Source organism: Sphingomonas sp. CCH10-B3, assembly GCF_001556185.1.
GTDB classification, from domain to species: domain Bacteria; phylum Pseudomonadota; class Alphaproteobacteria; order Sphingomonadales; family Sphingomonadaceae; genus Sphingomonas; species Sphingomonas aquatica.
Genome location: NZ_LSIJ01000008.1, coordinates 1 through 13,455 on the forward strand (window position 1 = coordinate 1; position 13,455 = coordinate 13,455).

Annotated in this window: 13 protein-coding genes; 4 read left to right on the forward strand and 9 right to left on the reverse strand. The window is 65.3% G+C overall.

Annotated elements, in window-relative coordinates:
* Positions 1 to 441 precede the first annotated feature (441 nt).
* The 4 genes from AX672_RS01780 to xseA form a co-directional block, all read right to left on the reverse strand.
* Positions 442 to 3,465, reverse strand: coding sequence for a TonB-dependent receptor domain-containing protein (locus AX672_RS01780; RefSeq protein ID WP_231731116.1), 3,024 nt, complete (start codon positions 3,463 to 3,465; stop codon positions 442 to 444).
* A 247-nt stretch (positions 3,466 to 3,712) separates the two neighbouring features.
* Entirely contained in the window at positions 3,713 to 4,657 is a 945-nt protein-coding gene (locus AX672_RS01785; protein WP_231731117.1) for a M23 family metallopeptidase, read from the reverse strand.
* 16 nt (positions 4,658 to 4,673) lie between these two features.
* Positions 4,674 to 4,871 carry a DUF2093 domain-containing protein gene (locus AX672_RS01790; protein ID WP_066647299.1) on the reverse strand — a complete coding sequence of 66 codons (198 nt, stop codon included), beginning with the start codon at positions 4,869 to 4,871 and terminating at the stop codon, positions 4,674 to 4,676.
* Between the two features lie 37 nt (positions 4,872 to 4,908).
* Complete coding sequence (xseA, locus tag AX672_RS01795; protein ID WP_066647302.1) at positions 4,909 to 6,291, reverse strand: exodeoxyribonuclease VII large subunit; 1,383 nt, start codon at positions 6,289 to 6,291, stop codon at positions 4,909 to 4,911.
* Between xseA and purD the strand changes: the two genes are divergently transcribed.
* Together purD and AX672_RS01805 are read left to right on the forward strand one after the other, a co-directional pair.
* The gene (gene purD, locus AX672_RS01800) at positions 6,290 to 7,558 is read left to right on the forward strand and encodes a phosphoribosylamine--glycine ligase (RefSeq protein ID WP_066647304.1); all 1,269 of its coding nucleotides are present in this window, start codon (positions 6,290 to 6,292) and stop codon (positions 7,556 to 7,558) included. The genes xseA and purD overlap by 2 nt on opposite strands.
* Positions 7,555 to 8,106, forward strand: a complete 552-nt coding sequence (locus AX672_RS01805; RefSeq protein WP_066647306.1) for a hypothetical protein — start codon at positions 7,555 to 7,557, stop codon at positions 8,104 to 8,106. Before purD ends, AX672_RS01805 begins: the two co-directional genes overlap by 4 nt.
* A 2-nt stretch (positions 8,107 to 8,108) precedes the next feature.
* On the opposite strand, the gene AX672_RS01810 is transcribed toward AX672_RS01805, so the two are convergent.
* Genes AX672_RS01810 through AX672_RS01820 form a run of 3 tightly spaced genes read right to left on the reverse strand, consistent with a single transcriptional unit; the run spans position 8,109 to position 10,259 of the window.
* Entirely contained in the window at positions 8,109 to 9,422 is a 1,314-nt protein-coding gene (locus tag AX672_RS01810) for a hemolysin family protein (protein ID WP_066647308.1), read from the reverse strand.
* A 54-nt stretch (positions 9,423 to 9,476) separates the two neighbouring features.
* Complete coding sequence (locus tag AX672_RS01815; RefSeq protein ID WP_231731118.1) at positions 9,477 to 9,926, reverse strand: nucleoside deaminase; 450 nt, start codon at positions 9,924 to 9,926, stop codon at positions 9,477 to 9,479.
* A gap of 45 nt (positions 9,927 to 9,971) precedes the next feature.
* Positions 9,972 to 10,259: a hypothetical protein gene (locus AX672_RS01820; RefSeq protein ID WP_066647377.1), complete on the reverse strand. Its 288-nt coding sequence runs from the start codon at positions 10,257 to 10,259 to the stop codon at positions 9,972 to 9,974.
* A 153-nt stretch (positions 10,260 to 10,412) separates the two neighbouring features.
* On the opposite strand from AX672_RS01820, the gene rpmB reads away from it, so the two are divergent.
* Positions 10,413 to 10,703, forward strand: coding sequence for a 50S ribosomal protein L28 (gene rpmB, locus AX672_RS01825; protein WP_066647313.1), 291 nt, complete (start codon positions 10,413 to 10,415; stop codon positions 10,701 to 10,703).
* Here the strand turns inward: rpmB and AX672_RS01830 are convergent.
* Entirely contained in the window at positions 10,700 to 11,725 is a 1,026-nt protein-coding gene (locus tag AX672_RS01830) for an esterase-like activity of phytase family protein (protein ID WP_066647379.1), read from the reverse strand. The two genes, rpmB and AX672_RS01830, sit on opposite strands and share 4 nt — an antisense overlap.
* Before the next feature lie 162 nt (positions 11,726 to 11,887).
* Between AX672_RS01830 and AX672_RS01835 the strand changes: the two genes are divergently transcribed.
* A complete protein-coding gene (locus AX672_RS01835; RefSeq protein WP_066647382.1) occupies positions 11,888 to 12,280 on the forward strand; it encodes a hypothetical protein in 393 nt (130 codons plus the stop codon).
* Between the two features lie 443 nt (positions 12,281 to 12,723).
* On the opposite strand, the gene phbB is transcribed toward AX672_RS01835, so the two are convergent.
* A complete protein-coding gene (gene phbB / locus AX672_RS01840) occupies positions 12,724 to 13,446 on the reverse strand; it encodes an acetoacetyl-CoA reductase (protein WP_066647315.1) in 723 nt (240 codons plus the stop codon).
* Positions 13,447 to 13,455 lie beyond the last annotated feature (9 nt).

The following is a 13,455-nucleotide window of genomic DNA, read 5'->3' on the forward strand; positions in this document are numbered from 1 at the left end:
ACAAATCATGCTCGGACGAACCCAGAGCGGTGGCCTCATGAATAGTGGGGTCTAGTGTGTTGATCCCATGGCCGTCCTTATGGACGTGCCGCGGCGTGAGTCCCCGTCCGTTGGAGACATCCCGTCGATCGCCACAGGTGTAATGAAGGGCCGCGCTGGCGGGAAGAACCCATTTCGTCAGCGCAACTTTATGTCGCGAACTATTACTATCGCTCACGGCACTGGCAGTACGACTTATAAAGTTGCCTAACTGGCTAAAAAACAACTATAAATTTGCGGGGTCGTCGTTTTTGCTTCGCCGCCGGATCGTGGCGCGACTTTATGTTCAGATTGTATTTTCTCAATGTCGCCCAGCGAGCGCGCACAACGCATCGAACGAAAAAGAAAGGGTGGCCATTCGGTTCGAATGGCCACCCCGTCAAACCACGCGCCGGTCGACGATCAGAATTTGGTCGTGACGCTTGCCTTGAAGTAGCGGCCGAGGATGCCGGCGCTGCCCGAGCCGCCACCCTGGACCGCATTGTAATAATTGGCGCCATAGGTCACCGGATCGATCGGCGGCTTGGCATCGAACAGGTTCAGCGCAGTGATCGCGAAGGTAAAGCGATCATTGACGTTGACCGTCGCGTTCAGATCGAACGTCACGAACGCGCTGACGTCGCAGTAATTTGCGAACGGCGACAGGCCACAATCCCGGTAGCCGGTGCCCTGATCCTGCGCCGACAGATTGTAGCCGCCATAATAGTTGGCGGTGCCGGTCACCGCGAAATCCTTGCCGAATTCGAACGTGTTCTGCCACGTCCCGCGCAGTTTCGAGGTGCCGCTGCCGGCGGTCAGATTGAAGTTGCCGAGCGTGCCGTCGTAACGCTCGCGCGTGCCGTCGGGGAAGACCTGCTCGAGCCGCAGGATGTACGACGCGTCGAACAACGACCGCCAGGTGACACCCAACACGTTGAACCTGGTGCTGACGGTCAGATCCAGACCGTCGGTCTGATAGCTGGTGGCGTTGATCAGCTGCGATTGCACGAATGCGACCCGCGGCGTTGCATTCGGGAAGTTCGGGTCAGGCGCGTCGGCGATGACCGTGTATCCCGCCGGGATTGCCTGGCCGGTGTAATAGGCCGTCAGTGCCGGGGAATTGCTCGGCTGCGTAATCACGCCCGTTTTGCGGATGTTGTAATAATCGAGCGAGATCGTGACATTGCGGATCGGCGTGAAATCGAAGCCGACGTTGAAGCTGCGCGACTTTTCCGGTTGCAGATTCGGGCTGGCCAGCGTGGTCTGGCCGTAGGAGCCGTTGCGGATGTACGCAGGGCAGGTGTTGAAGGTGTCGGTCGTGCAACCGTATTGCGCGAGATAGGTGTTGTTGAACAGCGATGCGTTGTTGGTCACGAACCCGGTGGTCGGCAGCGCATTGGCTTCGCCGAACGACGGGATGCGGAAGCCGCGCGACCAGCTGCCGCGGATGGTGAGCTGGCGGAACGGCGTGAACAGCGCGGCGACCTTGGGCGAGAAGGCTGACTGGCCGCTCGAATAGCTGTCGTAGCGACCCGAAGCGTTGACCGTCAGCAGGCTGAAGATCGGCGCGTTGATTTCGCCAAAGGCCGAGTAGACCGTGCGGTTGCCCCGCGTGCCAAAGGCGTTGAGCGTGAAGTAGCGCTGCGACGGGCCATTCTCGTCGCTGTTGGCGCTCGGCGCATCGACGGCTTCATAACGGATCGAGCCACCGACCGCGACTTTCAGCTTCCCGCCCGGCAGATCGACGAACGAGCCGGTGAGCGACCCCTGCACCTGATACTGGTCCGACGTCGCGTTGGTGATGTTCACTGGCGTCAGATAATCGATCACCGACTGCGGCGTCGCCGAGGGATTGACGAAGTTATAGGTGCCGTCGGCCACCACATCGAGCAGGCGCTGGATATAGTTATAGCCATCGGTGCGCTGGCGCAGGTCGGCGTGCATCGCGACTGCCCCGACATCGAATGCCACGGTGTCGGTGATGTTGCCATTGACGCCGAGCGCAATGCGATAAGTGCGATTGAGCGTTTCGTTCGACGTCGTCTGCGTAAGGTCCAAGCCGTTCAGGCGCGCAACCTGACCCTGAGCCGCGAACGGGTTGTTCGGGTTGAGGCGACGGTTGGGCGAGGTGGCGCAGTTGACGCGTTCGGGGCAGACGAACACCGGCAGCGCCAGGATCACCGAACCGGCCGCGCGACCCGCCGTGCTCGACGTCGAGAATTGCGGGAAGAAGATGCCCGTGTTCGCGGTGCCGACGAAGGTCGCCGGGAAACCGGTGTAGCTCGACTTGTTCTGGACGAAATTGACTTCGGCATAGGCCTCGGTCGTGTCGTTGACGCGCGCGGTGACGCGACCCGACACGCCGAACCGCTGGATGTTCGGCGCGATCACGCCATAGGCATTGGTACGATCGACGTTGCAGACGGCATCGGGTGCCGTCGCGTTACCAGGCGAAGCCGCGCGATCTTCCGGGGTCAGCACCGTAAGGGTGCCGACGGCGCACGTCGGGTTCAGCAGCTGTGAATTGCCCAGCGGCGTGGTGTTGGTCGCATCATAGGGGCGGACCGAAAAGCTACCGCCGGTCAGGCTGACGTTGCGCAGAATGCCGTTGGCGTCGCGGCCGTTGACGGTGAAGTTGCCGTCCGCCTCGCCGCCCAGGATCAGGTCGCGGTGGTCGTCGGTGCTGTAGGGACGGGCAACTTCCGAATTCTTGACCAGGGTGCTCTGGTAATAGAAGCCGCTGATATAGGCGTTGAAGCCCTGGCTCTTCAGGTCGCCGAAACCGGCGGTCAGGCTGGCGCGATATTCGGCGCCCGATCCCCGCTGCGAAATGCCGGTCGAGCCGCGCGCCTGAAGCCCGCGAAACTGCTTCTTGGTGATGATGTTGACCACGCCCGCGATCGCGTCGGCACCATAGAGCGACGACGCGCCGTCGCGAACCACTTCGATGCGGTCGACGATGTCGTCGGGAATGGTGTTCAGATCGACGAAGTTGCGCGAACCATCGTCGGCGAGCGGATAATAAGCGGCGCGCAGACCATCGAACAGGACCAGCGTCGAGTTGGTCGACAGGCCGCGCAGCGACACTGCCGATGCACCGGCGGCGAACGCGCCGTTGGCGGTAAAGCTGTTGGTCAGCGCCGGGCCGCTATTTGCCGACAGCTGCTGGATTGCGTCCTGCGTCGTGGTGAGACCACGGCGGTCGAGCTCCGCCGACGTGACGATCGTCGTCGGCGTCGGCGTCTTTTCACCGCGCAGCAGGGTGCCGGTGACGACGACTTCAGTGCCCTGGTCGTTGTCGGCTCCCTGGTCGCCGGCTTGTGGCGCATTCGGCGCGGGCGCCGTTTGGGCGAAGGCAGGGGTGGCGACCATCGACAGCAATAGTGCCGCCGGCGCGATGCCGCCGCGCAGACCATTCCGGAAACTATCGTTACGCATGCTAAACATAGAGGGCCCCTCTCGTAAGAATAAGTTTGTTCGTTAACGAACCGCAACATCATGCTCTGCGGCATGTGTCGATAATCACTGGAATAGGGAAAAGGCGCCCACTGTAAATGTCGGCGAGCTGAAGATTATACTTTTATTCCGGCGGCTATCGCATCTACGCAACAGGGGACGCTAGCGTAACAATTCAGATAAATAATTATTGGGTTTTTGCAAAAATAGGCACTTTAACTTAGGTAAATAACCTATGTTATTGTCCGTTTCTTGCTGGCATTGGTCCGGCGGCAAGCAGTGGATCGATGCGCCGGTCGCGCCACTTCAGGCTCCAGTGCAAGTGCGGCCCGGTCGCGCGGCCCGTCATCCCGATGGCGCCGATCATCTCGCCGCGCCGGATGTGTTCGCCGACATGCACGTCGATCCGTGACAGATGCAGATAGGCACTGTTGAGGCCCATCCCATGATCGATCATCAGCAGATTGCCTTCGAGCGTGAAGGGATGATCGGCGGCAAAGATAACGACGCCGTCGGCCGGAGCATAGACCGGCGTCCCCTGTGGCAGGGCAATGTCGATCCCCGAATGATAGCTGCCCGCTTCGCCATTGGCATAGATGCGCTGCGATCCGAACAGCGTCGAAATGCGGCCGACCGCTGGCCAGGAAAAGCCGCGGTCCCAGCCTGCGGCATCGGTGACGATCGCGCGGGCGGCGTTGATCTGCGCGAGCTCGGCCGGGCGCACGCGTTCGAACTCGGCTTCGGGCACCGGATATTTGGGCAAGGTCGACAGCCGCGAAATGTTCCACGCGCGCGGCGCAATGGTCAGCGCACGCTCAATACGGCGACCGTCGGCCAGCGTGGCGACGAGCCGCGCGGTCGGCTTGGCGTCGCGATCGAAAGCGATCAGGAAGCGGCCGGCCGGGTCCATCGGGATCGCTTCACCGTCGAGCGTCAGGCCGGTGGTCGCGCGCGGCGCCTGGCCGAGGATCAGGCCGCCCTGGATCATCGGCCCGTTGAGCTTGAAATCGGCGCCCGCGGCCGTTGTGGGCGCAGCCTCGGCAGGCGGATTCGCTGGCGCAGGCGCGGCGGCGGGCGACCGCCCGACTGCCGGAACAAGGCAACTTCCCTGCAACAAGATCAGGCCGAAGCCGAACGTCATCCGGATCCGCGTTGATCCGCGAGCTGCTGCCGGCCGGGTCATTGGGCCCGCCCGCTGCTCATCCGACCATCGCCGTCATTGCCGCATGCGCCGTGGCATAGGCTTCCTGACGCGCGACGCTCCAGTAGCGCAGCGTGTCGAGCGCGATCCGCTCGCCCGTGACCGCGCATAACACATGGTCGCCCGGCGACAGCACGCGAAAGCCATTGGCCATGTAATGCAGGCGGGCAGTGCGGTTGCTGTTCGAAACAAGCATGGGGTCGTGTCACCAAAGGCCGCAAGCCGGGCGGCGGCTAAAGCAGGATAGGCTGGTCGGGCTTGGCCTTGTCATAGGGCTTGGCGCCCGTCCGCTCAAGCCGCGCATCGACGCTTCCGTCGCCGAAATGCAGCGTCACCGTGCCCGCTGCCCGGGCGGCCGCCGCGCTCGCGACCAGCGTACCACTGCGCGTCGAGACGCGGACATAGCCCTTTTGCAGCAGCGCGTCGGGATTGACCGCCGCCAGCAGCCGCTCGGTCCGCGCCAGCCGGTCGCGGGCGACGCTCAGCTGACGTTCGAGCATGGCGGGGCGCAGCACGGCGCTCGCGCGGTCGAGCGGCATGCGAGCGCGGGCAATGCGCGCGGTGAGCGCCCGGTCGAGCCGCGCGCCGAGATCATCGGCCTTCTGCCGCTGTGGTCCGAGCAGCGCGTCGCGCTTCGGCAACAGCCGGGCAAGCGCGTCGAGCCGCTCGCGGCCGCGCTCGTGATAGCGGCGCGCGCAGCGTTCGGTGCGCGCGGCAAGGCTGGCGACGGCAGCGATCAGGTCGGCGCGCACGGGGACCGCATATTCGGCGGCGGCGGTCGGCGTCGGCGCGCGCCGGTCGGCGGCGTAATCGGCAAGGCTGGTGTCGGTCTCATGCCCGACCGCCGAAATGATCGGAATCGAACAGGCGGCAATCGCGCGGACCACGACTTCCTCGTTGAACGCCCACAAATCCTCGATCGAGCCGCCACCGCGCGCGACGATGATCAGGTCGGGCCGCGCGATCGCCCCGCCGGTCGGCAGCGCGTCGAACCCGGCGATGGCGCGCGCCACTTGCGCCGCCGCGCCTTCGCCCTGCACCGCGACCGGCCACAGGATGACGTGGCTCGGGAAGCGATCGGCAAGCCGGTGGAGAATGTCGCGGATCACCGCGCCGGTCGGCGAGGTGACGATGCCGATCGTCCGCGGCAGGAAGGGCAGCGGGCGTTTGCGCTCGGCATCGAACAGTCCTTCGCCGGCAAGCTTTGCCTTCAGCTTTTCGAGCAGCGCCATCAGCGCGCCTTCGCCCGCCAGCTCCAGCCGCTCGATCACGATCTGGTATTTGGAGCGCCCGGGGTAGGTCGTCAGCCGTCCGGTCGCGATCACTTCGATTCCGTCCTGCGGTGCAAAGGCGATACCGCCGAAACTGCCTTTCCAGATGACGCCGTCGATCACGGCGGCGTCATCCTTCAGCGCGAGATAGGCATGGCCCGATGCAACGCGCTTATACCCTGAAATTTCGCCGCGCAGCCGGACATGGCCGAATTCGCTCTCGACCGTGCGCTTCAGGGCTTGCGACAGTTCGGAGACGCTGAGCGGCGCCGCGTTGTCGCCGCGCGGGGTCTCGGCTACCAGCCGGGCAGTGCCAGCGCTTGGATCGGGAAAAGGGGTATTCATGAACGTCCTGCTGATCGGATCGGGCGGGCGCGAGCATGCGCTGGCGTGGAAGCTGGCGCAATCGCCACAACTCGCGCGGCTCTATGCCGCACCCGGCAATCCGGGGATAGCCCGGCATGCCGACTGCGTCGCGCTCGACGTGAGTGACCACGCTGCGGTGCGCGGCTTTTGCGATGAAGCGGCGATCGGGCTGGTGGTGATCGGCCCCGAAGCGCCGCTGGTGGCGGGGCTCGCCGACAGCCTGCGCGCGGCGGGTATCGCGGTGTTCGGGCCGAGTGCCGCCGCGGCGCAGCTCGAAGGATCGAAGGGCTTTACCAAGCGGCTGTGCGCGCGCGCCGGCATTCCGACCGCGCGCTTCGTGTCGGTGGGGTCGCGCGCGGATGGGCTGGTCGCGCTCGACGGCTTCGGCTTGCCAGTGGTGATCAAGGCCGACGGGCTCGCGGCGGGCAAGGGCGTGACCGTGGCGGCTACCCGCGCCGAAGCGGAGGCGGCGCTGGCGGCGATCTTCGACGGACCGGGAAGTGCGGTGATCGAGGAATTTCTGGAGGGCGAGGAAGCCAGCCTGTTCATCCTGACCGACGGCACCACGCTCGTCCCGTTTGGCTCGGCGCAGGATCACAAGCGTGTCGGCGATGGCGACACCGGGCCGAATACCGGCGGCATGGGAGCGTACAGCCCGACCGCGGTGCTGACACCTGCGCTCGAACGCCGCGCGATCGAGGAGATCGTCGCCCCTACGCTTGCGGCGATGCAAGCCGAGGGCACGCCCTTTTCGGGCATCCTCTATGCCGGGCTGATGCTGACCGCCGAGGGGCCGAAGCTGATCGAATATAACGCGCGCTTCGGCGATCCCGAATGCCAGGTGCTGATGATGCGGCTGGAAAGCGATTTGCTCGCGCTGATGCTGGCAACGGCGCACAGGCAGCTCGCCGCCGCCGCGCCGCCGATCTTTTGCGAGCGTGTGGCGCTGACGGTAGTGATGGCCGCGAGTGGTTACCCAGGGACGCCCGAACTCGGCGGCGCGATCGGCGGAATCGCAGCGGCCGAGGCACAGGGTGCCGTCGTCTTTCAGGCAGGCACGCGGCGGCGCGACGGCGACTTGCAGGCGGCAGGCGGGCGCGTGCTCGCGGTGACGGCGCTCGGCGACACTATCGCCGAGGCGCAGGCGAACGCCTATCTTGCGGTGGAGCAAATCGACTTTCCGAGCGGTTTCTACCGCAAGGACATTGGCTGGCGCGAACTGGCGCGCAGGGAGCGAGGGGCATGAACACCAACGCCGCGATCAACTTCATGCCGCTAAACATCGGGACGCTGGTGCTGATCGCGATCGGCGCGGTCGTCACGATACTCGCGATCCTTTGGGGAACGATGCGGCGTCGCGCCAAAGCAGCGTCGATCGCCGATTCGGAGCGACACGAGCACGCCATTCGCGATGCCGAGGTCGCGGATGAAGCGACCAGCGATACGCCCGCCGCGATCGATTTGCCCCCCGAACCATCGCCGATCCCGCTCGCGCCGGTTGCGGTGCCCGAGGTTCAGGCAACAGCGCCTGCCACGGTCGAGTCGAGCGAGTCACTGCCGCTGACGACGCTCAAGGGGCTCGGGCCGCGCGCGGCCGCCGCGCTCGCCGAGCAGGGCATCACGAGCATTGGCGGTCTGGCCGCGCTCGACCCGGCGCAGGCCGAAGCGCTCGATGCACGGCTTGGGCCGCTCGCGGGGCGGCTGGCGCGCGATCGCTGGGTCGAGCAGGCGAAGCTGCTGGCGGCGGGCGATATTGCGGCGTTCGAAGCCGGGTTCGGCAAGCTCGGCGGCTGAGGCTAGCCCGCCGCTGGATGGCTGCCCGCAAGGCTGACAAGCAGCTTGTCGATCCGGCGCCCGTCGAGGTCGACGACTTCGAACTTCCAGCCCTGTTCGGTGAAATGCTCACCTTCACCCGGCAAGTGGCGGAACACGCTGAGCGCGAGCCCGGCGACGGTTGCGTAATCGCGGTCCTCGGGCAGCGTGATTCCAAGTCGTTCGGCGAGCGCGTCCGCCGCCATCTGCCCTGCGACCAGCAGCGACCCGTCGTCCCGCTCGACCACCGACGGCTCGACATCGGGGTCGGTGTCCGACGCGAATTCGCCCGCAATCGCCGCGAGCAGATTGGCGGGCGTCACAATGCCTTCGAAATGGCCATATTCGTCGTGGATCAGCGCCATCGGCACTTCGGCCGCGCGCAGGGCATCGAGCGCGTCCATCGCGTCGATCTGGTCGAGCACGACGGGCGCCTGGCGCATCAGCGTGCGCAAGTCGATCGGCTCGCCGCGAAACAGCGCCTGCGCGATGTCGCGCGCCTGGACGACGCCGATGACGGCATCGACCGATCCTTCGGCGACCGGCAAGCGGCTGTGCCCTGCCGCCATCAGCGCGGCGCGAATGCCGTCTTCATCCAGTGTCGCGTCGATCCATTCGATGTCGGTGCGCGGCGTCATCACTTCGCGTACCGGTCGGTCGGCAAGCCGGACCACGCCTGAAATAATCGAGCGCTCATGCTCCTCGATGATCCCCGATTTGCTCGCTTCGGCGACGATCATGTGGAGTTCTTCGGCAGTGACATTGTCGTCGCTCGCGCGCCGCAACCGCAGCAGCCAGAACAGGAACGCGCTCGACGAATCGAGCAGCCAGACCAGCGGTGCGGCGACACGCGCCAGCCATTGCATCGGCGCCGCGGCTATGACCGCGATCGCTTCGGGCCGTTGGAGTGCAATCTGCTTGGGGACGAGCTCGCCGATCACCAGCGAGGCATAGGTGGTTAGGCTGATCACCAACCCGAACCCGAGCGTGTCCGCCAGATCGCTGCCCATGCCGAGCCAGAGCAGCCGCTCGCTCACTGGCCCGCCCAGGCTCGCGCCCGAATAGGCGCCGGCCATGATGCCGATCAGGGTGATGCCGATCTGGCTGGTCGACAGCAGCTTGCCGGGATCAGCGGCGAGCGCCAGCGCAGTGCTGGCACCGCGCACCTTGGCGCGCGCCATGGCCTCCAGCCGGGCGCGACGCGCCGAGACGATCGCCAGCTCCGACATCGCGAAGATGCCGTTGACGAGCACCAGTGCGAAAATGATCGCGACATCGATCCAGGGAAAAGGTTGCATGGCCCGACCCGTCCTTTGCCGCTTTTCGGCGTGCGCGACAACCGCTGCGATTGTTCAGCGACGCGCCGCGAAGAAAGCGCGCAGCAGGTCGGCCGAATCACGTTCGCCGATATGGGGATAGATTTCCGGGTGGTGGTGGCAGGTCGGCTGAGTGAAGAAGCGCGGGCCGTGCACGACCGCGCCGCCCTTGGGGTCATCGGCGCCGTAATAGATGCGGTCGATGCGGGCATGCGCGATGGCGCCGGCGCACATCGCGCAGGGCTCCAGCGTCACCCACAGGTCACAGCCGTCGAGCCGGTCGCGGTCGAGCAGCGCGGCGGCGGCGCGGATTGCGAGCAGCTCGGCATGCGCGGTCGGATCGTTCAGGCGGCGCGGGGCATTGGCAGCGCGCGCGATGATGCGCCCGCCGCGCGTGATGACTGCACCGACGGGCACTTCCCCGGCATCGGCCGCCTCCATGGCGGCGGCAAGGGCTTCGCGCATTGGTTCGGGCAGCGGGAACATTGCCCGCTTATGCGCGTCGCCCTTGCGGAGCGCCAGCCGTGACGCTCAGTTTGCGGGTTCGGTCTGGTTGGCGTCGGCCGGCTTTTTGACGCGCACGGTCGGCACGGCGATGGTGCGATTCTCGGTGCGCACGGTGGGGACGGCAACGGTCGTATTTTCCGTGCCGAGCTCGACCGTCGCGACATTGACGGCAAAGCCCGGCGCCTGTCCGCCTTCGAGCTTCACTTCGGGGGCGCGGGCGACTTGCGTCTGGTTGAGCGTCACCAGCCCCAGCGCCCAGGCACCGAGGAACAGCAGGGCAGCAATGCCAACCAATCCGAGCAGAAATCGCATCATCGTCTCCCGTCAGCCATCAAATCACGTGCGTAACAACGCGCGGCCAGGGCGGGGGTTGCACGGCTTTCCGCCGGAACAGGTTGACGGATCGGGCGCCGCACGCTATCGGCCCGCGCTTTCCACGCTCACGTGTTTTCAGGAATCATAGCGATGTCGCGCATTTGCGAGCTGACCGGCAAGGGTCGGCAAGTGGGTCACAATGTTTCCCACGCCAATAACAAGACCAAGCGCACTTTTCTGCCGAACCTGCAGAATGTCACGCTGATTTCCGACGCGCTCGGCACCAGCGTGCGGCTGCGCGTTTCGACGCACGGGCTGCGGTCGGTCGAGCATGTCGGCGGGCTCGACAACTGGCTGGTCAAGGCCGGTGACGATGAACTGTCGCTGCGCGCGCGCCGCCTGAAGCGCCAGATCAAGAAGAAGCTGCAGCCCGCCGCTTAAGGCGATGATGCCCGGGGCGGGCGGGGCGGTGCCCCGCTCGCGGCCGTGTCGTCCAGCCGGAATTCGAGCAGCAGGCTCTGCTGCCACGGGCGCATCTGATTGTCGTCCGATATGATCCACAGCCGCGTCTCGCTGCCGCTGCGGACGACCGCGATTCCTTCGAAATTATCGTGCTGCGCTGGCGGTGCGAAACGGGCGATTTCCTGACCCTGCACAATGCCGTCGGGCTTCAGGGAACGCGGATCGATGATCGTGATGCAGGCGATGAAGCCTGTCGATGCGGCGAATCGGCGGTTGACCGCGATCCAGCGACCGTCGGGCAGCTCGGCGATATCGGTCGGGCGAAAGCCTGCAGGTGCGACATAGCTGAAGCGAAAGCCGCGCTGCGGATCGCGCACCGGGTCGCCCGCGAAAACGATGCCGCCCACCCCCGGCTTGCCGGGCCAGTTTTCCGATTCGTCGATCAGCACGAAACGCCCGTCGCGCAGGCGCATCATCGCTTCGGCGCCGCGATTTTCGGGCCAGCTACGCATCGCGCGGGGGGCGCTCAATGCCTCGGCACGCGCGAATCGGCGGGCATAGCGCCAGATCTGGTTGCTGGTTTCGAATGCGACCCAGATTTTGCCGGTCGCGGGATCGACTGCCATCGATTCGGAATCGCGATCGCTTTTTTCCCAGCCGCTGCCGGGGCCGTCGGGGAGCGTGAAGACGCTTGGCGCATGCAACTGGCCCGCCGCATCAAGCGTGAAGCGGATGCCTTGGCCGCCGTCGTTGAGGAGCGTGAAGCGCTCGCCGTCGGTCGCGAGCGATGAAAATCCGCCGAATGCCGAATCGCCGCTGACGAAGCGGAAGCCGCGCAGGAAGGTCAGCGCGCCAAGCCGCTGCCGCGCGGGCGCATCGGGAAACAAGGCGGCCGGTTCGAGCCGGAAGGGGATGCGGGGATCAGGCACATCACCGCGTGGCGCTCCGGTCCACGACGGCACGAACAGATAGGCTAGCAGGATCGAGTGCCAAAGGCGCATCGGCACGCTCATAGAAGCCCCCGCGCCGCATGAAAGGGGCAAGATTGCCTGAACGCGCGATAACGATCGCATTCAGGCTGCGATCAAAAGCGTTCAGCTAAATCGTCATCATCGAACGACGGCAATGTTGCCAGGGTCCGAAGAGTTGAAATGGAGACAGCGATGATGAAGAAGTTCACGCTCGCCAGTGTCGCGATTGCCCTGTCGGCCTCGGCACTTGTTCCGGTCGCACCGGCAGCCGCGCAATATCGTGGCGATGGCTATTACCAGAATGACGGTTATCGCGGCTATGATGATCGTGGTTACGATCGGCGTGACTACCGCGACTATCGCGACAACCGCTGGGACGATCGGCGCGATTACCGCCAGAACTACCGTTACGATTACCGCAACAATTACCGGCGCAATCGCTGCGACGCCACCACCGGCACGATCCTCGGCGCGATCGTCGGCGGGTTGCTCGGCAACGGCATCGCTGGCCGCGGTGACCGCGCGGCGGGCACGATCGTCGGTGGCGCCGGCAATGCGATCGCCAAAGACGGCTGCCGCCGCTAAATCTTCCCTCGCGTAGCGTATCGAGGGCGGGGGCGGGTTTCCGGGAGGGAACCCACCCCTAGTTGTTTGGGGGGTGATGCACACCCCGTTCGCTTCGTGCCAAGCCGAGAAATGGTCGATGCGCGGGTGGTCTGCTCGAAGCGACCTCAACGAAGGACGCTACGTAGTGCCTGCTCTTTCGAGACGCTCCCGTCATCCCCGCGAAGGCGGGGATCCATAGGCGCTGAGCATCGTAATGCTGTCGCACGTCATCCAATATGGATTCCCGCCTTCGCGGGAATGACGACCAAGCTTTAGGATATGCACAGGCCGACGCGCTGGACATCAGCGTCGAACAAGTGTCGCCGTCGGCCGGGTTCGGGACTTCGCCCGACCCGCCGGCCGTGCCAGGCGCTGCGCGGGCTGGCCCGCGCACCGGCCCGCGGCACGCGGGCCTGCGCCCGTCAGTACATATGCTGGCCGCCGTTGATGCTGAGCGTCGAGCCGGTGATGAATGCGCCGCCGTCGCAGCACAGGAACGTCACGGCGCGCGCGATTTCTTCGGCCTGACCGAGCCGCCCGACCGGGATCTTGGCGACGATCTTCTCAAGCACTTCGCCCGGCACCGCAGCGACCATGTCGGTGTCGATATAGCCCGGCGCGATCGCATTGACGGTCACATTGAACTTGGCGCCTTCCTGCGCCAGCGCCTTGGTGAAGCCGTGGATGCCCGATTTGGCGGCAGCATAGTTGACCTGACCATATTGCCCGGCCTGGCCGTTGATCGAGCCGATGTTGACGATGCGGCCCCATTTGCGCTCGCGCATGCCCGGGAACACCGCCTTGGCCATGTTGAAGCAGCCGCCCAAATTGGTGTCGATGACTTCCTTCCACGCCTGATAGGTCAGCTTCAGGATGGTGCCGTCGCGGGTGATGCCGGCGTTGTTGATCAGGATGTCGACCGGGCCGAGTTCTTCGGCAACCTGCGCCGCGCCCGCCTGGCACGCGTCATAATCGGCGACATCCCACTTGTATGCCTTGATGCCGGTGCGTTCGGTGAAGGCGCGTGCGCGCTCGTCATTGCCTGCGTAATTGGCAGCGACGGTGACGCCCTGCTCCTTCAGGCCAAGGCTGATGGCCTCGCCGATACCCCGTGTGCCGCCGGTGACAATCGCAACGCGTGCCATAAACCTCTC